Genomic DNA, 22176 nt, shown 5'->3' with positions numbered 1-22176 from the left:
CCCGGTAGCCCCGAGTTAACCCTGTTCCAACAGGGGTAAACTCATCTCGCCTGCGCGGCGTTGCGCTGGAGGGCGGCGAAGGCCGTCTTTCGAAGACGGGAGAGTCATGCCTGCTGGTGTTCGGGGTACGGTGTGGCGCAAAGGGCGGAATATCAGGGAGACGGACTTGGCCTTGTCGACGACAAGGGCCGTGTCGCCATCCCCGCTTCGCTCAGGGCCATCCTGGCGGCGAACAGTCCGCGTCCCGACGGGAAGGACGGCGGCACCGTCATCATCGGCGTCCATCAGAAGCACCCCTGCCTGATTGCCTATGACCCCGCCTATGTCTCCATCCTGAAGGCCAAGCTCGACGCGCGCGAGGAGAATTACACCACGGACGACGGCGAGTATGACTACAACATCAAGCGCCGTGCTGCCCAGGGAGAGGCGACTCCGTTCGACGGATCGGGCCGGTTCATCATGCCCGGCTTCCCACGCTTCCACGCCAAGATCGGGACCAACGCCTTTTTCTACGGCGTGTTCGATTATTTCGAGATCTGGGACCCCAAGACGCTGATCGAAGCCGAGGGCGTGGCCGAGATGGTGAAGTCGTGCGCCCGCTACCACTGCCAGCTCAAGGGGATCGCGCTGTGATCGCTCCTGAGCCCCATGTGCCCGTGCTGCTCCGAGAGGTTGTCGCCGCGCTCGCCGTTACCCCGGGCGAACGTCATGTCGATGCCACCTTCGGTGCCGGCGGCTACACGCGCGCTTTGCTCTCCAGCGGCGCGATCGTCTTTGCCTTCGATCGCGACCCCGATGCGATCGCGGGCGGGCGGGCGATGGAAGCGGCGGCGGACGGCGCGCTGACCCTGATCCCGGCGACCTTCTCCGCGCTCGATGCGGAGCTCGAGGCGCGCGACGTGGTGCCGGTGGACGGCGTGACGATGGATATCGGCGTGTCCTCGATGCAGCTCGACCAGGCCGAGCGCGGCTTTTCCTTCCAGTCGGACGGGCCGCTCGACATGCGCATGAGCCAGGAAGGCGAAACCGCCGCCGACTTCGTCAACATGGCCGATGAAGGCGCAATCGCCGACGTGTTGTATAATTACGGAGAGGAGCCGCGGGCCCGCCGCGTTGCCCGCGCGATCGTCGCGGCGCGCCCGATTACGCGCACGGGAGAGCTGGCGCACGTCGTCCGCCGGGCGCTCGGATACAAGCCGCACGACAAGAAGGATCCGGCCACGCGGACCTTCCAGGCGATCCGTATCTATTTGAATAGAGAGCTGGAAGAGCTCGCCGAGGGCCTTGCCGCGGCCGAGCGCGTGCTCAAGCCGGGCGGTCGTTTGGCAGTGGTCACTTTCCACTCTTTGGAGGACCGGATGGTCAAGCGATTCCTCCGCGAACGGAGCGGATCGTTACCCGGCCGCTCCCGTCATCTTCCTGAGTTGATGGTTAACGCCAAACCAAGCTTTGAGAATGTCGGTCGCGCGGTGCGTGCCGACGATGCCGAGATTGCGCGCAACCCCCGCGCCAGATCGGCAACGTTACGAACAGCGTTGCGGACGGATGCCGCAGCCTGGTCTTCTGAAGGAGCGTTGTGATGCTTGCGTATGCCTGGAAGAGTCTTGGTTGGTTCCTGGCCGGCGTTGCCGTTGCCCTGGGCTTCCTGCTCGTGCCGTTGCAGGTCGCGGCCGAGCGCAAGAAGCTCGACAAGACGGTGGCGCTGATCGCCCAGGCGCACCGCGATATCCGCGCGCTGGAGACCGAGTTCGACACGCGCGCCAACCTCGCCCAGCTCGAGAAGTGGAACGGCGACACGCTGCGCCTGACTGCGCCGGCGGCGACCCAGTTCGTGTCCGACGAGGGCGCGCTCGCGTCGCTCGACCTCAACCAGGGCCATGATGCGACGGTGCAGACCGCCTCGCTGGTCGTGCCCGCGCTGCCCGACGGATCGACCATGCGCCCGGCGGCGACACCGGCGGTGGCGACCCGCATCGTCGAGGCGGCCGCGACCGCGACCAAGCCCGCGCCGGCTGCTCCGGCGACCGTGGGACAAGTTCGCGAGCGGGCCGTGCAGGGCGGCAAGACCCAGACGGTGGCGCTGCTCGACCGCAAGCTGCTGAGCGATTCGACGATCGGCGACCTGTTCAGCGGCGCCCGCACGGAAGCGGGGCGCATGCGTTGACCGCGCTCGTCGCCCGGCCATTGCCGCAACGGCGCCTGACCGGCCAGCGCCATGCGCTGGTCGCGACGGCGCATGTGCGGCTGATGATCCTGATGCTGATGCTCGCGGCCGGCTTCACGCTCGTGATCGGGCGGATCGCGATGCTCGGCTTCGTGTCCGAGCCGACCAGCATCCAGGGGCCGGTATCGGGTATCGGGCCGCGCGGCGACATCCTCGACCGCAATGGCGAGCCGCTGGCCCGGACGATCGAGGCGTGGACCATCGGCGTGCACCCCGGCAAGCTGCTCGGCGACAAGCGGGAACTGGCGGCGAAGCTGGCCGCGGTGCTGCCGGGGCATGATGAATCCTGGTATTATGCCAAGCTGACCCTGCCGGTGAACTTCACCTATCTCGAGCGCCATGCCTCGCCGGCGATCGTCAACGCGGTCCATGCGATCGGCGAGCCGGGCCTTGCCTTTGCGCGCGAGCCGGAGCGGCTCTACCCGCAGACGACGATGGCGGCGCATGTGCTTGGCTATATCGGGCCGACGGGCGACGACAAAAGGATCATGGGCCGCGCCGGTATAGAGCGCGCGTTCGAGGACCAGCTGACCAGCCCTTCCACGCGCGACACGCCGGTGATGCTGTCGATCGACAGCCGCGTTCAGGCGGCGATGGAGAGCGAGCTGGGCCGGGCGATGATCGCGTTCAAGGCGAAGTCCGCGACGGGCATCGTACTGGACGTGAATACGGGCGAAGTGATCTCGATGGTCTCGCTGCCGGTCTATAATCCCAACAAGCTCGCCGGCACGAGCAGCGACGCGCTGCGGAACAACGTGACCCAGAGCGTGTACGAGCTGGGATCGACCTTCAAGCCGATCACCATGGCGACCGCGATCGAAAGCGGCGTCGTGACCTCGATGGCGAAGCGCTACGACGCGACCGAGCCGCTGCATGTCGGCGGCTTCACCATCCATGACGATCATGCGCAGAAGCGCTTCCTCGATGTGCCCGAGGCGCTGATCCATTCGTCGAACATCGTGACCGCGCGCATTGCCGACGAGATCGGCAAGGATCGCATGGCGGCGATGTTCAAGGCGATGGGCTTCGACACGCGTCCCGAGATCGAGCTGCGCGAGAAGCAGAAGCCGATCTGGCCGGTCTTCTGGGCGCGCACCACGGTGATGACGACCGCCTATGGGCACGGCATCGCGGTGACGCCGCTGCACCTCGCCAATGCCTATGCGACTTTGGTGAACGGCGGCATCTGGCGCCCGACGACCTTGCTGAGGGTCGCGCCGGGCAAGGCGCCCGAGGGCCGCCGCGTGCTGTCCGAGACGACCAGCGCGCGGATGCGTCAGCTGCTGCGGCTGGTCGTGACCCAGGGCACCGGCCGCAAGGGGGAGGCGCCCGGATACCGGGTCGGGGGCAAGACCGGCACCGCCGAAGTGGCCGGTGCTGGCGGTTATTCGAAGAAAGCGAACGTCTCGACCTTCGCGGCGGCTTTCCCGATGGACGCACCACGCTATGTGGTGATCGCCATGCTCGATTCGCCCATCGGCAATGCCGAATCCTTTGGTCTCACCACCGCTGCCTGGACCGCGGCCCCGGTCGTCAGCCGCGTGATCTCGCGCACCGGCGCGATGCTGGGCGTGACGCCCGATAACAACCGCGACGTCGACGTTTCGGAGCTGCTGCCGCTGCTGTGGCATGCGCCGGGCGAGAACCCGGCGGACGCCGAATGAAGCTTGGCGCGCTGACCGGTGGAGCGGAGGACGCGACTGTCACCGGCTTCGCGATCGATCACCGCAAGGTGGCGCCCGGCACTATCTTCGGTGCGTTCGAGGGCGCGCAGGTGAATGGCGAGGATTTCATTCCGGCGGCTGTCGCCGGCGGTGCGATCGCGGCAGTGGCGCGGCCCGAGGCGCACGTCGAGGGCGTGGTGCATATCGCCGATACCAATCCGCGGAAACGCTTCGCCGGGCTAGCCGCACGCTATTTCGCGCCGTTTCCGGAGACGGCGGTCGCGGTGACGGGGACCAACGGCAAGACATCGACCGTCGAGATGACGCGCCAATTGTGGCGGATGACCGGTTTCCACGCTGCGTCGATCGGTACGCTGGGCGTGACCACGGCGGACGACCAGGTCTCGACCGGGCTGACCACGCCCGACATCGTCACCTTCCTGTCGAATGTCGCCGGGCTGGCGCGCGAGGGCGTGAGCCATGTCGCGTTCGAGGCGTCGAGCCATGGGTTGTCGCAATATCGCACCGAGGGGCTGCCGGTCAGGGCTGCTGCCTTCACCAATCTGAGCCGCGATCATCTCGATTATCACGGGACGATGGAGGCCTATTTCGAGGCCAAGCTGCGGCTGTTTTCCGAAGTGGTCGTCGATGATGGCGCCGTGGTGGTGTGGGCCGACGACCTCCATGCAGCGCGCGTGATCGAGATCGCACATGGGCGGGGGCTTCGTGTGCTCACGGTGGGGACACAGGGCGAGGCGCTGAAGCTGGTGTCGCGCGATCCGACCTTGCTGGGGCAGGGGCTGGTCATCGAAGCCGAGGGCAAGACGTACAAGGTGATGCTGCCGCTGATCGGTGCCTATCAGGCAGCGAACGCGTTGACCGCGGCGGGGCTGGTGATCGCGACGGGCGGAGACGTAGCGCAGACTCTGGCGTCGATCGGACGGTTGCAGCCGGTGAGGGGGCGGCTGGAGCGCGCGGTGATCACGCGGAGTGGGGCCCCGGTCTATGTCGATTATGCGCATACGCCCGACGCGCTCGAGGCGGCGGTCTCGGCGCTGAAGCCGCACGTGTCCGGGCGGCTGATCACAGTGTTCGGCGCGGGCGGGGATCGCGACCAGGGCAAGCGGGCACCGATGGGCGCAGTCGCGGCGGCGATGTCCGACAAGGTCTATGTGACCGACGACAATCCGCGCTCTGAGGATCCGGCCGCGATCCGCGCGATGGTGATGGAAGGCGCGCCGGGTGCGACCGAGATCGGGTCGCGGCGCGATGCGATCGGCGCAGCGATCGCCGAAGCGGGACCGCAGGATATCGTCCTGGTTGCCGGCAAGGGGCACGAGCAGGGACAGATCGTGGGCGATCTGGTGCTGCCGTTCGACGATGTGAGCGTTGCGCGGGAGATGGCGGCATGAGTCTCTGGACTTCCGCCGAGATTGCGGCCGCCACGGGCGGCTCGGCGTCGGCCGACTTCGCCGCCACCGGCGTCACCTTCGACTCCCGGGAAGTCGGACCGGGCGACCTGTTCGTCGCGCTGAAGGGCGAGACGAGCGACGGGCATAAATTTCTCGATCAGAGCTCCGAGCGGGGAGCGTCGGGTGCGGTTGTCAGCGTATCGACACCGCACCCGCATGTTTTGGTCGCCGATACCATGGCGGCACTGGAAGATCTGGGACGCGCGGCGCGGGCGCGGACCGCGGCGAAGATCATCGGCGTCACCGGATCGGTCGGCAAGACCAGCACCAAGGAAGCGCTGTTCGCAGCGCTCGATCGTGGCGTGCCGGGTACGGCGCATCGATCGGTGAAGAGCTACAACAACCATACCGGCGTGCCGCTGAGCCTGGCGCGCATGCCGGCGGCGAGCCGGTTCGGCGTGTTCGAGATGGGCATGAACCATGCCGGCGAGCTGGCGCATCTGACCACGCTGGTGCGGCCGCATGTCGCAATGGTGACCGCGATCGCACCGGCGCACACTGCTTTTTTCCCCGACGAATCTGCCATCGCTGACGCCAAGGGCGAGATCTTTGCCGGGCTGGAGCCGGGCGGAGTGGCGATCATTCCCTATGACAGCGCGCATCGCGACCGTCTCATCGGGCATGCCAAGCCCCATGCCGCGACAATCGTGACCTTTGGGATCGATCCGGGCGCGGATGTGCGGGCGATCGAGACGATGCGCACTGCGAACGGCGGAACCTTCGTGACCGCATCGGTGGGCGACAAGGAGTTGAGCTTCACCGTCGGTCAGCCGGGCATGCATTGGGTATCGAACGCGCTCGCGGTGCTGGCGGCGATCGATGCGGTCGGTGGCGATCTTGCGCTCGCCGGGCTTGCGCTGGCGGAGCTGGGCGGGCTTGCCGGGCGCGGGGCACGGCTGACGGTACCAGTCCGTGGCGGCGAGGCGCTGGTGATCGACGAGAGCTATAACGCCAACCCGACCTCGATGCGGGCGACCCTGGCGGTGCTGGGCGCCGAGAAGGCGGTACGCAGGATCGCGGTGCTGGGCGAGATGCGCGAGCTGGGCGAGAAGAGCGACACCTATCATGCGGGCCTGGTCGAGCCGGTGGTCGCGGCTGGCGTCGAACGGGTCATTCTGGTCGGTGAAGCGATGACGGCGCTGGCGAACGCGCTTGAGGGCAGGGTCGATTTCGTCCATGTGCCCGATGCCGCGGCCGCGCGGGCAAGCCTGCTGGAAATGCTGGCGCCGGGCGACGCGGTTCTCATCAAGGGTTCGAACGGAGTCGGGTTGGCGAGCGTGGTCGCCGGTTTGGCGAACGGGACAGCATAATGCTCTATTTGATCGCCAGTTACCTCGGTTTTCCGGGTCTTCTCAACCTCTTCCGCTATCTGAGCTTCCGCTCGGGCGGGGCGGTCGCGACGGCTTTGATCATCGGCCTGATCATCGGGCCGCGCTTCATCGGCTGGCTGCGTGTGCGCCAGGGCAAGGGGCAGCCGATCCGCAGCGACGGGCCGCAAAGCCACCTCGCCAAGCGCGGCACGCCGACCATGGGCGGGCTGATGATCCTGACGTCGCTGGTGCTGTCGATCCTGTTGTGGATGGACCTGAGCAACCCGTTCGTCTGGGCCTGCACCTTCGTGACGCTGGGCTTCGGCGCGATCGGCTTCCTCGACGATTACGACAAGGTGCGCAAAGCGAGCACCAAGGGCGTGTCGGGGCGGATGCGGCTGGTCGGCGAATTCACTATCGCGGCGATCGCGGCCGGGCTGATCATCCATCAGAACAATGCGACCGGCACGCATCTCTATCTGCCGTTCACCAATGGCTGGTGGATCGACCTGGGCTATTTCTACATCGTGTTCGCTGCCTTCACGATCGTGGCGTTCGGCAATGCGGTGAATTTGACCGACGGGCTTGATGGGCTGGCGACCATGCCGGTGATCATCGCGGCGGTCGCTTTCATGATCATCGTCTATCTGGCGGGCAACGCGAAGTTCGCGACCTATCTCGGCATTCCGCACGTCCCCAGGGCGGGCGATCTCGCCATCTTCTGCGGGGCGATGGTCGGCGCGGGGCTTGCGTTCCTGTGGTTCAACGCGCCGCCGGCCGCCGTGTTCATGGGCGATACCGGCAGCCTCGCGCTGGGCGGGGCGCTCGGCACCATCGCTGTCGTCGCGCATCACGAGATCGTGCTGGGCATCATCGGCGGCCTGTTCGTGATCGAGGCGCTCTCGGTCATCATCCAGGTGTTCTTCTACAAGCGCACCGGCAAGCGGGTGTTCAAGATGGCGCCGATCCATCATCATTTCGAGCAGCTCGGCTGGAGCGAACCGACCGTCGTGATCCGGTTCTGGATCATCGCGCTGGTGCTCGCGCTTGCGGGCCTGTCGACCCTGAAGCTTCGGTGATCACCAGCCCCACATGGCGCGGCAAACGCTACGCGGTGCTGGGGCTTGCGCGCTCGGGCGCGGCGACGGTGCATGCGCTGGTGGCGAGCGGGGCCGAGGTGACGGCGTGGGATTCCAACGCGGCGGCGCGGGCGGCCGTTTCCGGCGCGACGATCGCCAACCCGGAAGAAATCGATCTTGCCGGCTTCGATGGGCTCGTCGTGTCGCCGGGCGTGCCGATCAATCGTCACCCGATTGCCGCCAAGGCACGGGCGACGGATGTGCCGATCATCGGCGATATCGAACTGTTCGCTCAGGCGCGGGCCGGCCTGCCGGCGCACAAACTGGTTGGGATCACTGGCACCAACGGCAAGTCGACCACCACGGCGCTGATCCATCACCTCCTGGAGACCGCCGGCAGGCCGGCCCGGCTAGGCGGGAATATCGGCAAGCCGATCCTGGGCGAAGAGCCGCTGCCGGAGGGTGGCGTCTACGTACTCGAGCTGTCGAGCTATCAGATCGACCTGACCACCAGCCTGGATTGCGATGTCGCGATCCTGCTCAACATCACGCCCGACCATCTCGATCGCTATGCCGGGTTCGAGGATTATGCCGCGTCCAAGGCACGGCTGTTCGCGATGCAGTCGCCGGATCATGCCGCGATCATCGGGATCGGCGATTCCGTCTCGGCCGACATTGCGCGATCGCTGTCGGCGCGGCGCCAGCATTTGACGAAGATCGCGCCGGGCATGTGCATGGACCAGTCGCGCTGGCCCTCGCTGCAGGGGCCGCACAACGCGCAGAACGCGCTTGCCGCGATCGAAGCGTGCAAGGTGCTCGGGATAGACGATGCGACAATCGATCGCGGGCTGGCAAACTTCAAGGGCCTGCCGCACCGGATGGAACGAGTCGGTACGCGCGGCGGCGTCGCCTTCGTCAACGACAGCAAGGCGACCAACCCGGAATCGACCGCGCCGGCGCTCGCCGCGTTCGACCGGATTCACTGGATCCTGGGCGGTCAGGCCAAGACCGACGATCTCGATGCCTGCGCGCCGTCCTTCGGGCATGTCGCGCGCGCCTATACGATCGGTGAGGCGGGGCCGCGCTTCGCCGCGATCCTGAAGCCGATCATGCCTGTCGAGGAAAGCGGTACCCTGGCAGTAGCGGTGACGAGCGCGGCGGCCAATGCGGTGGCGGGCGAGACCGTGCTGCTGTCGCCGGCCTGTGCCTCGTTCGACCAGTTCCGCGATTTCGAGGATCGCGGCGACCAGTTCCGCGCGCTTGTCGAGGCGCTGGCATGAGCAAGGCACCCACCGGTACGCTGACCCTGTGGAAGCGCATGAAGGGCGGAGGCGGCCGCGGCGACCGCTCGGCGCTGGGTATGTGGTTCTGGGATATCGACCGCATGCTGCTGCTGCTCACCCTGTTACTGATCGCGGTCGGGCTGATCGCGGTGGGTGCTGCCTCTCCGGCTGCGGCTACGCGTTATTCCGACGACAAGCATCACATCCCGGCGCTCTTCTATCTCTGGTGGCAGCTCGCCTGGGTGTGCGTGTCGCTGCCGATCCTGTTCGTCGTGTCGATGCTGCCGGTCGCGATCGCGCGGCGCATGGCGCTGCTCGGTACCGTCGTCTGCCTCGTATTGCTGATCGCAGTGCCGTTCTTCGGGGTAGAGAAGAATGGCGCGACCCGGTGGCTCAATTTCGGCGTGTCGCTGATCCAGCCGTCCGAGTTCCTGAAACCCTTCTTCATCGTCACCTGCGCCTGGCTGCTGTCGATGCGCGCCAAGGACGAGGCATTGCCGGTGGTGATCATCACCGGCGCGATGACCGCGCTGGTCGCGCTGCTGCTGATGCTCCAGCCCGATTTCGGCCAGACCATGGTGTTCGCCGCGGTGTGGCTGGCGCTGCTGATGATCGCGGGGACATCGCCCAAGGTGATGGCGGCGTTGATCGGCTGCGTGCCGGCGGGGGTGATCGCCGCCTACCTCTTCTACGGTACGGCACGCACGCGGATCGATGCCTATCTCTTCCCGAACAGCGAGGGGGCGGGGGCGTCAGACCATTTCCAGACCAATGCGGCGCATGACACGATCACGGCGGGCGGCTGGCGCGGTACCGGGCCCGGTGGCGGATCGATGAAATTTCGCTTGCCCGAGGGGCATACCGACTACATCTTCTCGGTGATCGGCGAAGAGTTCGGGCTGGTCGCCTGTGTGATCATCGCGCTGCTGTTCCTGGCGATCGTCGTGCGGGTTTTCGTGAAGCTGCTCGACGAGCAGGACGAGTTCAGGCTGTTCGCGGCGGCGGGGCTCGCGACCCAATTCGGCACGCAGGCGCTGATTTCGATGGCGGTGAATACCGGCCTCGCCCCTTCCAAGGGCATGACCTTGCCCTTTATCAGCTATGGCGGATCGTCGATGATCGCGCTGTCGATCGGCATGGGTCTGTTGCTGGCTTTCACCAGACGCAATCCCTTCGTATCGCGGTCGCCTTATATCGCACGATGGAGCGGGGAATGACTCAGGCACGGCACTTCGTTCTCGCCGCGGGCGGCACGGGCGGGCATATGGTCCCGGCGGCGGCTCTGGCTGCCGAACTGATGAAGCGCGGGCACCATGTCGCGCTGATCAGCGATGAGCGTGGCGTGCGCTTTCCCGGGCTGTTCGAGGATGTGCAGACTCACGTGCTGCCGGCCGGGCGGCTGTCGGGCGGGCCGATCGGCTGGGCGCGCGCTGCGTCGGCCATGGTCAAGGGCCGGGCGATGGCGATCGAGCTGTACCGCGCCTTTCGTCCCGATGCAGTGATCGGTTTTGGCGGTTACCCCGCGTTGCCGGCGCTGCTCGCGGCGTTCCAACAGAAGATACCGACCGCGGTGCATGAGCAGAATGCGGTGCTGGGGCGCGTGAACCGGCTGGTCGCGGGCAAGGTGACTGCGATCGCGACCTCCTATGCCAATGTCGAGCGGCTCGCCGCCAAATATCATGGCAAGACTCACCTGGTGGGCAATCCGGTGCGGGATTCGGTGCTGGCGCTGCGCTCAAGGCCTTATCCGCTGTTGGAGGAAGACGGCATCTTCCGCGTGCTGGTCACCGGCGGCAGTCAGGGCGCGAGCGTGCTGAGCCAGGTCGTGCCGGACGGGCTGTCGCTGCTGCCGGTGAGCTTCCGCCGTCGGTTGCAGGTGACTCATCAGGCGCGGATCGAGGATATCGAGACGGCGCGCGCGAAATATGCCGAGCTGTCGATCGCTGCCGACCTCGCCACCTATCTGCCCGACCTGCCGGAACAACTCGCCTGGGCGCATCTGGTGATCGCGCGGGCGGGTGCCTCGACGCTCGCCGAACTGACCGTGGCGGGGCGTCCTGCGATCCTGGTGCCGCTGCCCAGTGCGACCGACGACCACCAGACGGCGAATGCCAGGGAAATGACCGCGGCGGGTGGTGCGCGGACGATCGACCAGCGCAGCTTCACGCCGGTCGAGCTTGCCAAGCAGATGCAGAAGCTCGGGCTCGATCCCGCCGCCCTGCAGAATGCGGCCGGCCGCGCGCGGAGTTGCGGGCGGCCCGATGCGGCGCGCGACCTTGCCGACCTGGTCGAGAGCCTGAACGATACGCCTGGGGACATGCCGATCGGCGTGCCGCTGCCCATGGGCAACAACGGAAAGCCGATCTACGCATGAAGGGTGTCGCAACCGATATCGGCACGATCCATTTCGTCGGCATCGGCGGAATCGGTATGTCCGGCATCGCCGAGGTGATGCACAATCTCGGCTACAAGGTGCAGGGATCCGACATGGCAGAGGGCTATGTCGTGCAGGGCCTGCGCGACAAGGGCATCATCGTGCATATCGGGCAGAAGGCCGAGAATCTGGGCGATGCGGTGGTCATCGTCACCTCGACCGCGATCAAGCGCGGCAATCCCGAACTCGAGGCGGCGCTGGAGCGGCGCATTCCGGTGGTGCGGCGCGCGGAGATGCTCGCCGAACTGATGCGGCTGAAGTCGACCGTCGCGGTCGCCGGTACGCATGGCAAGACCACGACGACCTCGATGGTCGCGGCGCTGCTCGACGCGGGCGGGGTCGATCCGACCGTGATCAACGGCGGGATCATCAACAGCTACGGCTCCAACGCGCGGCTCGGCGCGAGCGACTGGATGGTGGTCGAGGCCGACGAGAGCGACGGCAGCTTCCTGCGGCTCGACGGTACGATCGCGGTCGTCACCAATATCGATCCCGAACATCTCGATCATTATGGCTCGTTCGATGCGGTGAAGGACGCGTTCGTCGAGTTCGTCGAGAATGTGCCTTTCTACGGCGCGGCGTTGCTCTGCCTCGATCATCCCGAGGTGCAGGGCATCATCCCGCGGCTGCGCGACCGGCGCGTCGTCACTTATGGTTTCTCGGCCCAGGCCGATGTGCGCGGCGTGAACGTGACGCCGATCCCCGGCGGCAACCGGTTCGAGGCGATGGTGCGCAATCGCGATGGGTCGGTGCGCTCGATCGAGGGCATCGAGTTGCCGATGCCGGGGCGCCATAATGTCCAGAATGCGCTGGCCGCGATCGGCGTGGCGTTGGAAATCGGGATCGACGATGCGACGATCCAGCAGGGCTTCGCCAAGTTCGGCGGGGTGAAGCGGCGCTTCACCAAGGTCGGCGAGACGGGTGGCGTGACGATTATCGACGATTACGGCCATCACCCGGTCGAGATCCGGGCGGTGCTGTCGGCGGCGCGCGAGGGCGTCGAGAACCGCGTGATCGCAGTGGTGCAGCCGCATCGCTATTCGCGCCTCGGCGACCTGATGGAGGAGTTCCAGCAGGCCTTCAATGATGCCGACATGGTCTATGTGACGCCGGTCTATGCCGCGGGCGAGGCACCGGTCGAAGGTGTCGATGCCGAGGCGCTGGTCGAGGGCATCAAGCGTCGCGGGCACCGGTCGGCGGCAACGGTCGCCGATGCCGCTGCGCTTGCGACCACGCTTGCCGGTGTTGCCCAGCCGGGCGACATGGTCGTCTGTCTCGGGGCAGGGGATATTACTAAGTGGGCCGCAGGCCTCGCCGATGCCATCGAGGCAGCGCGATGAGCAGTGTCTGTTACGCCTTGCCGCCCCTTCAGGGCACAGCCGTGCACGAGGGCAGCCTGGCCGACTTCATCTGGTTCCGCACCGGCGGGCCGGCGGAGTGGCTGGTGCGGCCGAAGGACGTGCATGACCTGTCGGTGTTCCTGGCCGGGCTCGATCCCGAGGCGCCGGTGCTGCCGGTTGGGGTCGGATCGAACCTGATCGTGCGGGACGGCGGCGTGCCGGGGGTCGTGGTGCGATTGCCCAAGGCGATGGCGAAGGTTTCCATCGAGCCGGGCAACAGGGTTCGTGCCGGCGGTGCGGCGATGGGGATTTCGGTTGCCAGTGCCGCGCGCGATGCGGGCATTGCCGGGCTCGAGTTCCTGCGCGGTATCCCAGGCACGGTCGGTGGCGCGGTGAAGATGAATGCGGGCGCCTATGGGCGCGATACCTCTGACATCCTGATCGAGGCGACCGTCGTGACGCGCATGGGCGATGTCGAGGTCTGGCCGGCGGCGAAGTTCGGCTATGTCTATCGCCATTCCGATCTGCCGGCGGGCGCGGTTGTGGTCGAGGCGGTGTTCGAGGGCGTTCCCGGCGATCCGGCGGTGATCGGCGCCGAGATGGATCGCATCGCTGCCGAGCGCGAGGCGTCGCAGCCGCTGCGGTCGCGCACGGGCGGCTCGACCTTCAAGAATCCGGACGGACACAAGGCCTGGGCGCTGATCGACCAGGCGGGCTGCCGTGGACTGACGCGCGGCGATGCGCAGGTCAGCGAGAAGCATTGTAACTTCCTGCTCAACCTCGGCAGCGCGACCAGCGCGGAGATCGAGGCGCTGGGCGAGGAAGTGCGCGAGAAGGTTAGGGCGACCTCCGGGGTCGAACTCGAATGGGAGATTCAGCGCGTGGGGGTCAAGAAATGAATAAGCTCCACGTAGCAGTGTTGATGGGCGGCTGGTCGGCCGAGCGCGAAGTCTCGCTGATGTCCGGCGCCGGCGTGGCCGATGCGCTAGAGAGCCTTGGACACCGCGTCACCCGCATCGATATGGGGCGCGACGTCGCGGCGAAGCTGGCCGAGGTGGCGCCGGATGTCGTGTTCAATGCTTTGCACGGCACGCCTGGCGAGGACGGGTCGATCCAGGGCATGCTCGACCTGATGGGGCTGAAATACACCCATTCGGGCCTCGTCACCTCGGTGATCGCGATCGACAAGCTGCTGACCAAACAGACCCTCGTGCCGCACGGCATCCCGATGCCCGGCGGACGGATCGTGAAGAGCGAGACTCTGTATGAGGGCGATCCGCTGCCGCGGCCCTATGTGCTGAAGCCGGTCAACGAAGGCTCCTCGGTCGGCGTGGCGATCGTCACTGACGAGGGCAATTACGGCAACCCGATCGCTCGCGGCGTGAGCGGGCCCTGGGGCGAGTTCGAGGAGCTTCTGGCCGAGCCGTACATCCGCGGGCGGGAGCTGACCACTGCGGTGCTGGCGGGCGAGGCGCTCGCTGTAACCGAGCTCAAGCCGAAGAGCGGCTGGTATGATTACGACGCGAAATATACCGATGGCCTGACGGTACATGTCTGTCCGGCCGAGATTCCCGACGACATCGCCGACGCCTGCAAGCGTATCGCGCTCGACGCGCACCGGCTACTCGGCTGCGAGGGCGTGTCGCGCTCCGATTTCCGCTGGGACGACAGCCAGGGCGTGGACGGCCTGTTCCTGCTTGAGGTCAACACCCAGCCCGGCATGACCGCGCTCAGTCTGGTGCCGGAGCAGGGGCGCTATATTGGTCTCAGCTATGCCGAACTGGTCCAGAAGATCGTCGAGGAGGCCCTGGGCCCGGAGAAAACAACGTGAGCCGAACGATCAAGCGCGGATCGCCGCCCCGGCGGCAGATCCAGTCGAAACGCCGCCAGCAGCCCAAACAGTCGATCATCGATCGCACGATCGAGGCGCTGCCGATCAGCCATGACACGCTGCGCCGCATCGCGACCTGGTCGATCGTCGGCGCGGTCGGGGCAGTGGCGATCACGACGGCGACCTGGTTCGGCGTGCCCGGCGCGATCGGCGTCGCCATCGCCGAGGGTGTCGGCCGTGCGGGCTTCCGCGTCGAACAGGTCGAGGTGACCGGCCTCAGCCGGATGGACCGGATGACGGTCTATGCCGTCGCACTCGACCAGAAATCCCGCGCGATGCCGTTGGTCGATCTTGAGGACGTTCGCCAAAAGCTGCTGTCCTATGGCTGGATCGCCGATGCGCATGTCTCGCGCCGGCTGCCCGATACGCTGCTGGTGCATATCGTCGAGCGCAAGCCGACGGCGGTGTGGCAGGATCGCGGCAAGCTCTCGCTGATCGCTGAGAATGGCGTGTGGCTCGAGCCGGTGAAGGCCGAGGCGATGCCCGACCTGCCGTTGGTCATCGGCCCTGGCGCGAACGAGCAGGAAGCGAAGTACCAGAAGCTGCTCGAAGCAGCGCCCGCGCTGCGCCCGCTGGTCAAGGCGGCGACCTGGGTCGGTAACCGGCGCTGGAACCTGTTGTTCGAATCCGGCGAGACGCTGGCGCTGCCCGAGGGCGATGGCGATGCCGCCAAGGCGCTGGTGAAATTCGCCCAGCTCGACGGTGTGCGGCCGCTGTTGGGCAAGGGCTGGATCCGTTTCGACATGCGCGATCCGACAAAGCTGGTTGCGCGCAAGCCCGGTCAGGTGATTAATCGTGCCATTACCGATCCGGAAAGCGAAAATACGTCGCAGCAACCGGCACTTATCGAAGCCAAGCATAGCGCGTTCAAGTTGGTACAGGGGTAAGGCGTATGGCGAAGACAGCACCCGAAGGACTGATCACGGCGCTCGATATCGGGTCGTCCAAGGTTTCGGCGATGATCGCGCAGAAGGGCGATGGCGGCGAGCTGATCGTGCTCGGCACCGGCCAGCGCGAGAGCCGGGGCGTCAAGCGCGGCTATATCGCCGATGCCGCCGCGACCGAGGTTGCCGTGCGCGAGGCGGTCGAGCAGGCGGAGCGGATCGCCGGGACCAATATCGAGAATGTCTGGGTCAGCTTCTCGGCCGGCGGGCTGGTGTCCGACGTCGCCTCGATCGAGTTCGAGCTGGGCGGTCACCGGGTCGAGCAGTCGGATATCGACGCGCTGCTTCAGGCGGGGCGTGAATCGATCGATCCGGCGGGACGCATGGTGCTTCATGCGCAGCCGGCGCTCTACACACTCGACGGACTCACCGGGGTGAAGCGTCCGCTCGGGTTGCATGCCGATCGGCTTGGCGTACACATCCATGTCGTCGCCGCCGACGGGTCGCCGGTGCGCAACCTCGGTCTGTGCGTCGCCAATGCGCATCTCGAAGTGAAGGCGATCATCGCCTCGCCGGTCGCGACCGGCATGGCCTGTCTGTCGGAGGAAGAGCGCGAGCTGGGCGTCGCCCTGGTCGAGATGGGTGCGGGCATCACCAACGTCTCGCTGTTCGCCGGCGGCATGCTGGTCGGCCTGACCTCGATCCCGATCGGCGCGGCGGACATCACCGACGACATCGCCTCCGCCTTCGGCACGCGCCGGGCGCAGGCCGAGCGGATGAAGTGCTTCTACGGCTCGGCCAATGCCAGCCCCCGCGACAATCATGACATGATCGACGTCGCGCCGATCTCAGCCGAGGACGGCGCGGGCGAGGGTACGCGCATCACCCGCGCGCAGCTCATCTCGGTGATCCGCCAGCGGCTCGACCATCTGATGAACGAGGTACAGAAGGCGCTGGTCGACCTGAAGTTCGAAGGCCCGGTGGGCCGCCAGGTCGTCATCACCGGCGGCGGCGCTGAGTTGAAGGGCATTGCCGATTACGCGCAGCAGGCGCTCGGCCGCTCGGTCCGGATCGGCCGGCCGCGCGGGCTGACCGCCTTGCCGGAAGCGCATGGCGGCCCTGCTTTCGCGACCTTGGCGGGCCTCGCTTTCTATGCTGCGGCCGATCCGGTCGACTTGCGATCCTTGTCGCCGGCGAATCAGTTGGTGCATCGACCGAAGGGACTTGCGATCTTCAAGAGGCTGATCGCGACCGCCAAGGCGAATTATTAAAGAAATACGACAAGATTTAGCTGTTCGTGCTGGAGTCACCGCAAGGGATGGTGCAGAACGGACGGTATCATCATTGAACGCCCCGATGTTTGGGGTGTTGCGGAGACCAGGCGATGAGCATCGAATTCCTTCCCCCCGAAGTCGACGAGCTGACGCCGCGCATCGCGGTGATCGGGGTCGGCGGTGCCGGAGGCAACGCGATCGCGAACATGATGCGCGCCGAAGTGCAGGGCGTCGACTTCCTCGTCGCCAACACGGATTCGCAGGCGCTCAAACAGTCAAGCGCGTCGCACAAGATCCAGCTCGGCGCGAAGATCACGCAAGGGTTGGGCGCCGGTTCGCGTCCGGAGATCGGCCGCGCCGCGGCTGAAGAGACGATCGAGCAGGTCAGCAAGATGCTCGAGGGCGCGCATATGTGCTTCATCGCGGCCGGCATGGGCGGGGGCACGGGCACGGGCGCGGCGCCGGTCATCGCAAAGGCGGCCCGCGACATGGGCATCCTGACCGTAGGCGTCGTGACCAAGCCGTTCGCCTTCGAGGGCAACCGCCGCGCGAAAGCTGCCGACGCGGGCATCGAGGAACTGCAGAAATATGTCGACACGCTGATCGTCATCCCCAACCAGAATTTGTTCCTGGTCGCCAATGCGAACACCACCTTCAAGGAGGCGTTCCAGATGGCCGACGAGGTGCTGCAGCAGGGCGTGCGCGGCATCACCGACCTGATGGTCATGCCCGGCCTGATCAACCTCGACTTCGCCGACGTCCGTTCGGTGATGCAGGAAATGGGCAAGGCGATGATGGGCACCGGCGAAGCGTCGGGCGACAATCGCGCGATCGAGGCAGCGTCCAAGGCGATCGCCAACCCGCTGCTCGACGGCGTGAGCATGAAGGGCGCCAAGGGCGTGATCGTCTCGATCACCGGTGGCGACGACATGCGCCTGCTCGAAGTCGACGAAGCCGCGAACCATATCCGCGAGCTGGTCGACGAAGACGCCAACATCATCTGGGGTTCGGCGTTCAATCCGGAACTCGAAGGCAAGATTCGCGTGTCGGTCGTCGCGACCGGCATCGAGGCGGAAGCGCGTCCGGCCACCGCAGCGGCGCCGGTGTCGCGCGCCTTCACCTTCTCCGCGCCGAAAAAGGCCGAGGAAGCGCCTGCTCCCGTGGTCGAGGCTCCTGAGCCAGTCGCCGCCGAGCCGGTCGCGGCCGAAGCCGAGGAGCCTGCCGCCGAAATCACCCTGGAAGCACCGGAAGCCGCCGGCGACGGCGACGAGCTGGTCCTGGGCAGCGAGACACAGGTTTCCGATGCGCCGGTGTTCGGCGAGGAGGAAGAGAGTGCGGCGGAGCCGGATGCGGCGCCTGATCCCGACCTCGCGGTGCGTCGCCGCTGGCTCTCGCCCGGCGCGCCTGCCGCCGAGGAGACCCCGGCCGAAGCAGCCGAGCCGGCGCCCGCCGCGCCGCGCGTGAAGCTTGGCGGTACCCTGTTCGAGCGCATGTCGAGCGTCTCGCGCGGTGCCGCACGCGAGGAAGAGCCGACCGACAAGGATGCGCTCGACATTCCGCGCTTCCTGCACCGCCAGAACAATCAATGAGATGACGCCGGCGCGCGCGCCCGGTTCATCGCCGGCGCGCGTCGCTCTGGCGCGCCTCACCTGGGCCGGACATTGCCGGTTCAGGCGGACTCGGCTCTAGGCCCCTCATGCGCGTTTTCCGTCTTTTCGGGTCTGCTCTTTCGCTTGCCTTGCCTTTGTCGGCGGTGCCAGCGGTGGCGCAGGTGCAGACGGTTCAGCCGCTCAATCCGCTGGGCGACGAGCTGGCCGCGGAAATGCGGGTGCTGGCGGCCAATCCCCTCGACATCAACGCCCTGGTGCGGGCCGGCGAGTTGGCGCTGAAGCTGGGCGACCAGACCGCGGCGGCGACCTTCTTCGCGCGCGCCGAACGGCTCGATCCGCGCAACGCGCGGATCAAGGCCGGCATGGGCAGCCTGCTCGTCCAGGCCGAGCGGCCGGGCGAAGCGCTGCGGCGCTTCGGCGAGGCCGAGGCGCTGGGGCTCGACCCGCGCAATTACGCCGCCGATCGCGGTCTGGCCTATGACCTGATCGGCCAGCAGGAACGCGCCCAGCGCGATTACCGCCTGGCGCTGAAAGATGGGCCGGCCGACGAGACGATCCGGCGCTACGCCCTGTCGCTCGGCATCTCGGGCAAGCGCGACATGGCGTTGCAACAGCTCGATCCGCTGGTCCGCCGAAGCGATCGCGGCGCATGGCGCGCGCGTGCCTTCATCCTGGCGATGAACGGCGACGATCAGGGCGCGTCGCGCATCGCGACCAACATGATGCCCCCGGGGCTTGCCCAGGGATTGTTGCCCTTTTTCGAGCGGCTTCCTGGTCTGGGGCCGACCGACCGCGCCTTCGCGGTGCATTTCGGCGAGTTGCGCGCGACGCCCGAGCGGATCGCCGATACCCGGATGATCCCGGCGCTCGCGCCCCTGCCGCCCGAGCCCGGCATGGCGGCACCCATTGTCGTTGCCGCGGTGCAGGCCCCGCCCAAAGCCCAGCCGGAGGATCGTCGCAGCCGGCGCAAGAAGCGCGGCAAGCAGGACGCCGTTCAGGTCGCGACCGCACCACCGCCGCAGGTGCAGCCCCAGGCTCCTCCGTTGCCCCAGCCGCCGGTCTATGTCGCCACCACCGATCCGGTCGATCAGCCGCCTTACGCCCAGCCTGCCATGGTCCAGCCGACCTCCAGGACCCCGTCCAGCGCGCCGGAGGCCGGACGGCAGAGCATGACGCTGGCACCGGTGACCGGATCGCGACCCGCCACAGTCATAGCCGCGACACCGACCATGGTGCCGGAACGGCGCGCCCCGCCGGCGGAAGCCGACACGCGGGTGGCGGTTGCTCCGACCCGCCCGGCGATCGTGGCAGGGCCTCCGGTGTCCTCCGCGGTCGAAACCGACTCACGGGTTCCGGAAAGCGTCTCCCGGCCGCCCGTCGGCGCGCCGCCATCGGTTGCGTCGATCGCGCTGGCGACACCGGAACCGTCCGCGCCTGCCTTGGTCGCAGCACCCACCCCGCCACCGACGTCGACGCCTGCCGTGACGGCCCCGCCGGCGCGAGCGGTCGCGGCGACGCCGAGCCCGGTGCGGAGCGAGGATTCGATCCTCGCCAGCATCATCGCCAATATTTCGGTGCCGGGATCCGAGCTGGTGGACGGCCCGCCGGTCGAAACCGCCCAGGCCGATCCGCCACGGACACCGGTGACGACGCCCGTCCGGGCAGCGCCGGCGCCGGTCGATACCGGTGCGGCGGCCCGTGAGGCGGCGGAGAAGAAGGCGGCAGCGGACAGGCAGGCGCTGGCCGACAAGAAAGCGGCGGAGACGAAGAAGCTGGCCGAGGCGAAGAAGCTCGCGGATGCGAAAAAGGCGGCCGAGCTGAAAAAGAAGAATGATCCCAAGATCCTGGAGCCGTCGCGTATCTGGGTGCAGGTCGCCGGCGGGGCGAATGAATCGACCTTGCCGAAGGAATGGGAAAAGGTCCGCGCCAAGGCGCCGGCGGCGTTCAGGGGCAAATCGGGCTGGACGACGCCGCTGCGTGCCACCAACCGCGTGCTCGCCGGGCCGTTCAAGACCAATGACGAGGCTCGCGCTTTCGTCAACGCGCTCTCCAAGGAGGGCCTGTCGGCCTTCACCTTCACCAGCGACGCGGGCCAGAAGGTCACGAAGCTGGCTGCGAAGTGAGCGAAGCCCCGCGTCACGCTCGCTGGGCTGCGGATCCGGCGAAGAGCCGCGGCCGGCTGCACGGCGAACAGCGCGAAACCGTGCGCGGCCCGCGCGATGCGTTCCAGCGCGACCGCGACCGCATCATCCATTCGATCAGCTTCCGCCGGCTGCGCCACAAGACCCAGGTGTTCATGGCGCCCGATGGCGACCATTTCCGCGTTCGCCTGACTCACAGCCTCGAGGTCGCCCAGATCGGCCGCACCGTCGCGCGCACCCTGGGGCTGAACGAGGACCTGACCGAGGCCCTGTGCCTGGCGCACGATATCGGCCATCCGCCCTTCGGCCATGCCGGAGAGGACGCGCTGAAGGAGGCGCTGACGGGGCAGGGCGGGTTCGACCACAACGGCAACACGCTGCGCGCGCTGATGGTGATCGACAGCCCCTATCCGCGCTGGAACGGACTGAACCTGACCTGGGAGACGCTCGAGGGGCTGGCCAAGCACAATGGCCCGATCACGAAGCCGCAATGGGCGCTGGCCGAGGCTGATGCGGCGTTTCCGCTCGACCTGACGCGCTGGCCGTCGCTCGAGGCGCAGGTCGCCGCGATCGCCGACGACATCGCCTATGACAATCACGATATCGACGATGGGCTGCGCGCGGGGCTGCTGACGCTCGACCAGATCCTCACGGTGCCGGTGGTGGCGGCCGGGTGGGACGCGACCCGGAAGCGCTTTCCCGATATCGCGCCCGACCGTCTGATCGGCGAGCTGGTGCGGTCACAGATCGGCACCATGGTCAACGACCTGATCGCCGAGACGCGGCGTCGCGTCGACGGGGCGGGAATCGAGACGGTGGAGGATGTGCGGGCTGCCGGCATGTGCCTTGCGGGCTTTTCGGATGAGATGCGCGAGGCCGAGCGATCGCTCAAGCGCTTCATGTACGCCAATCTCTATCATCATCCGCGGCAGCTGGAGGCTGCGCGGATCGCCGGGGAACTGGTGGCGGGGCTGTTCGGGGCCTATCATGCGGACCCCAGCCGGATGCCCGCCGATTGGCATGGGCGGCTACCCGCGGAGGAACCCGCGCGCAGCCGCCACATTGCCGATTTCATCGCCGGGATGACCGATCGCTATGCCGTCACCCGCTATCGCGAGGTGGTCGGACCGATCGACCTGCCTGAGGGATTTTAGCGCGAGGCGAGCGCGACCGGGGTCAGCTTGGCCTGGGCGTCCTTCACCGTGAACGAGACGGGCTCGCCGCCGGAGACGCCGCTGACCTGGTCGCCGCGAACGATGAGCTCGAACGCGCTGCCCGATGGGTAGCGGCGGCCGCTGATGACGACGCGGTTCGCTTTGACGGCCATGGTGTAGACATAGGTCTGGCCGTCGCGGGTGAATTTGCGCTCGGGCGCCTCATCCTTGGCGAAAACGGGAGCGGAGAACGTCGCGAACATCGCGGCGACGGCGAAGATGGCCTTGGGGAGGGTCTTGGTCATGATCTTTCCTTTCGTTGCTCGAAAGCCAGATCAGCATCCTCCACTCGTCTTGTGGGCTCAGTATATTGCGGCGCAGCAAAATCCCAACCGCAAAGATTGCGCGACCAGTTG

At 67.0% G+C, this 22176-nt stretch carries 19 protein-coding genes; 18 read left to right on the top strand and 1 reads right to left on the bottom strand.

The features are described from left to right. Positions 1–132: 132 nt before the first annotated feature. The 18 genes from AC1RT8_RS16060 (at position 133) to AC1RT8_RS15975 (ending at position 21760) form a co-directional block, all read left to right on the top strand. Entirely contained in the window at positions 133–633 is a 501-nt protein-coding gene (locus AC1RT8_RS16060; RefSeq protein WP_493076658.1) for a division/cell wall cluster transcriptional repressor MraZ, read from the top strand. After that, the gene (gene rsmH / locus AC1RT8_RS16055) at positions 633–1580 is read left to right on the top strand and encodes a 16S rRNA (cytosine(1402)-N(4))-methyltransferase RsmH (protein ID WP_493076830.1); all 948 of its coding nucleotides are present in this window, start codon (positions 633–635) and stop codon (positions 1578–1580) included. The genes AC1RT8_RS16060 and rsmH overlap by 1 nt, the downstream gene beginning before the upstream one ends. Further along, positions 1580–2164, top strand: a complete 585-nt coding sequence (locus AC1RT8_RS16050; protein ID WP_493076657.1) for a hypothetical protein — start codon at positions 1580–1582, stop codon at positions 2162–2164. The genes rsmH and AC1RT8_RS16050 overlap by 1 nt, the downstream gene beginning before the upstream one ends. Next, positions 2161–3888 (top strand): peptidoglycan D,D-transpeptidase FtsI family protein, encoded by a 1728-nt coding sequence (locus AC1RT8_RS16045; RefSeq protein ID WP_493076656.1) that lies wholly within the window; start codon positions 2161–2163, stop codon positions 3886–3888. The genes AC1RT8_RS16050 and AC1RT8_RS16045 overlap by 4 nt, the downstream gene beginning before the upstream one ends. Next, positions 3885–5300: a UDP-N-acetylmuramoyl-L-alanyl-D-glutamate--2,6-diaminopimelate ligase gene (locus AC1RT8_RS16040; protein WP_493076655.1), complete on the top strand. Its 1416-nt coding sequence runs from the start codon at positions 3885–3887 to the stop codon at positions 5298–5300. The genes AC1RT8_RS16045 and AC1RT8_RS16040 overlap by 4 nt, the downstream gene beginning before the upstream one ends. Next, the gene (locus AC1RT8_RS16035) at positions 5297–6670 is read left to right on the top strand and encodes a UDP-N-acetylmuramoyl-tripeptide--D-alanyl-D-alanine ligase (protein WP_493076654.1); all 1374 of its coding nucleotides are present in this window, start codon (positions 5297–5299) and stop codon (positions 6668–6670) included. Before AC1RT8_RS16040 ends, AC1RT8_RS16035 begins: the two co-directional genes overlap by 4 nt. Continuing rightward, on the top strand, positions 6670–7749 hold the full coding sequence (mraY, locus tag AC1RT8_RS16030) for a phospho-N-acetylmuramoyl-pentapeptide-transferase (protein WP_372848426.1): 1080 nt from the start codon (positions 6670–6672) through the stop codon (positions 7747–7749). The genes AC1RT8_RS16035 and mraY overlap by 1 nt, the downstream gene beginning before the upstream one ends. Next, positions 7746–9029, top strand: a complete 1284-nt coding sequence (gene murD / locus AC1RT8_RS16025; RefSeq protein ID WP_493076653.1) for a UDP-N-acetylmuramoyl-L-alanine--D-glutamate ligase — start codon at positions 7746–7748, stop codon at positions 9027–9029. The genes mraY and murD overlap by 4 nt, the downstream gene beginning before the upstream one ends. Then, complete coding sequence (locus tag AC1RT8_RS16020; protein ID WP_372848422.1) at positions 9026–10249, top strand: FtsW/RodA/SpoVE family cell cycle protein; 1224 nt, start codon at positions 9026–9028, stop codon at positions 10247–10249. The genes murD and AC1RT8_RS16020 overlap by 4 nt, the downstream gene beginning before the upstream one ends. Then, on the top strand, positions 10246–11406 hold the full coding sequence (murG, locus tag AC1RT8_RS16015; protein WP_493076652.1) for an undecaprenyldiphospho-muramoylpentapeptide beta-N-acetylglucosaminyltransferase: 1161 nt from the start codon (positions 10246–10248) through the stop codon (positions 11404–11406). Before AC1RT8_RS16020 ends, murG begins: the two co-directional genes overlap by 4 nt. Next, entirely contained in the window at positions 11403–12806 is a 1404-nt protein-coding gene (murC, locus tag AC1RT8_RS16010) for a UDP-N-acetylmuramate--L-alanine ligase (protein ID WP_493076651.1), read from the top strand. The genes murG and murC overlap by 4 nt, the downstream gene beginning before the upstream one ends. After that, positions 12803–13705 carry a UDP-N-acetylmuramate dehydrogenase gene (gene murB / locus AC1RT8_RS16005; RefSeq protein ID WP_493076650.1) on the top strand — a complete coding sequence of 301 codons (903 nt, stop codon included), beginning with the start codon at positions 12803–12805 and terminating at the stop codon, positions 13703–13705. Before murC ends, murB begins: the two co-directional genes overlap by 4 nt. Continuing rightward, positions 13702–14637 carry a D-alanine--D-alanine ligase gene (locus tag AC1RT8_RS16000; RefSeq protein WP_493076649.1) on the top strand — a complete coding sequence of 312 codons (936 nt, stop codon included), beginning with the start codon at positions 13702–13704 and terminating at the stop codon, positions 14635–14637. Before murB ends, AC1RT8_RS16000 begins: the two co-directional genes overlap by 4 nt. Continuing rightward, positions 14634–15584, top strand: a complete 951-nt coding sequence (locus AC1RT8_RS15995) for a cell division protein FtsQ/DivIB (RefSeq protein ID WP_493076648.1) — start codon at positions 14634–14636, stop codon at positions 15582–15584. Before AC1RT8_RS16000 ends, AC1RT8_RS15995 begins: the two co-directional genes overlap by 4 nt. Before the next feature lie 5 nt (positions 15585–15589). Beyond that, positions 15590–16852: a cell division protein FtsA gene (gene ftsA, locus AC1RT8_RS15990; RefSeq protein WP_493076647.1), complete on the top strand. Its 1263-nt coding sequence runs from the start codon at positions 15590–15592 to the stop codon at positions 16850–16852. Positions 16853–16965: 113 nt separating this feature from the next. Then, positions 16966–18444, top strand: coding sequence for a cell division protein FtsZ (ftsZ, locus tag AC1RT8_RS15985; protein ID WP_493076646.1), 1479 nt, complete (start codon positions 16966–16968; stop codon positions 18442–18444). Between the two features lie 107 nt (positions 18445–18551). Next, on the top strand, positions 18552–20588 hold the full coding sequence (locus tag AC1RT8_RS15980; RefSeq protein ID WP_493076645.1) for an SPOR domain-containing protein: 2037 nt from the start codon (positions 18552–18554) through the stop codon (positions 20586–20588). Then, on the top strand, positions 20585–21760 hold the full coding sequence (locus tag AC1RT8_RS15975; protein WP_493076644.1) for a deoxyguanosinetriphosphate triphosphohydrolase: 1176 nt from the start codon (positions 20585–20587) through the stop codon (positions 21758–21760). Before AC1RT8_RS15980 ends, AC1RT8_RS15975 begins: the two co-directional genes overlap by 4 nt. Here AC1RT8_RS15975 and AC1RT8_RS15970 read toward each other — a convergent pair. Then, positions 21757–22065: a hypothetical protein gene (locus AC1RT8_RS15970; protein WP_493076643.1), complete on the bottom strand. Its 309-nt coding sequence runs from the start codon at positions 22063–22065 to the stop codon at positions 21757–21759. The genes AC1RT8_RS15975 and AC1RT8_RS15970 overlap by 4 nt on opposite strands. Between the last annotated feature and the right edge of the window lie 111 nt (positions 22066–22176).

Source organism: Sphingomonas sp. GW821-FHT10F11 (assembly GCF_058809095.1).
This window is presented reverse-complemented; position numbering and strand designations above follow the sequence as displayed.

What these genes read in the sequence shown, in the direction of transcription:
- AC1RT8_RS16050 (WP_493076657.1), top strand. Translation starts at nt 1,580, where the DNA reads ATGCTTGCGTATGCCTGGAAGAGTCTTGGTTGGTTCCTGGCCGGCGTT.
- AC1RT8_RS16040 (WP_493076655.1), top strand. Translation starts at nt 3,885, where the DNA reads ATGAAGCTTGGCGCGCTGACCGGTGGAGCGGAGGACGCGACTGTCACC.
- AC1RT8_RS16035 (WP_493076654.1), top strand. Translation starts at nt 5,297, where the DNA reads ATGAGTCTCTGGACTTCCGCCGAGATTGCGGCCGCCACGGGCGGCTCG.
- mraY (WP_372848426.1), top strand. Translation starts at nt 6,670, where the DNA reads ATGCTCTATTTGATCGCCAGTTACCTCGGTTTTCCGGGTCTTCTCAAC.
- AC1RT8_RS16020 (WP_372848422.1), top strand. Translation starts at nt 9,026, where the DNA reads ATGAGCAAGGCACCCACCGGTACGCTGACCCTGTGGAAGCGCATGAAG.
- murG (WP_493076652.1), top strand. Translation starts at nt 10,246, where the DNA reads ATGACTCAGGCACGGCACTTCGTTCTCGCCGCGGGCGGCACGGGCGGG.
- murC (WP_493076651.1), top strand. Translation starts at nt 11,403, where the DNA reads ATGAAGGGTGTCGCAACCGATATCGGCACGATCCATTTCGTCGGCATC.
- murB (WP_493076650.1), top strand. Translation starts at nt 12,803, where the DNA reads ATGAGCAGTGTCTGTTACGCCTTGCCGCCCCTTCAGGGCACAGCCGTG.
- AC1RT8_RS16000 (WP_493076649.1), top strand. Translation starts at nt 13,702, where the DNA reads ATGAATAAGCTCCACGTAGCAGTGTTGATGGGCGGCTGGTCGGCCGAG.
- ftsA (WP_493076647.1), top strand. Translation starts at nt 15,590, where the DNA reads ATGGCGAAGACAGCACCCGAAGGACTGATCACGGCGCTCGATATCGGG.
- ftsZ (WP_493076646.1), top strand. Translation starts at nt 16,966, where the DNA reads ATGAGCATCGAATTCCTTCCCCCCGAAGTCGACGAGCTGACGCCGCGC.
- AC1RT8_RS15980 (WP_493076645.1), top strand. Translation starts at nt 18,552, where the DNA reads ATGCGCGTTTTCCGTCTTTTCGGGTCTGCTCTTTCGCTTGCCTTGCCT.
- AC1RT8_RS15970 (WP_493076643.1), bottom strand. Translation starts at nt 22,065, where the DNA reads ATGACCAAGACCCTCCCCAAGGCCATCTTCGCCGTCGCCGCGATGTTC.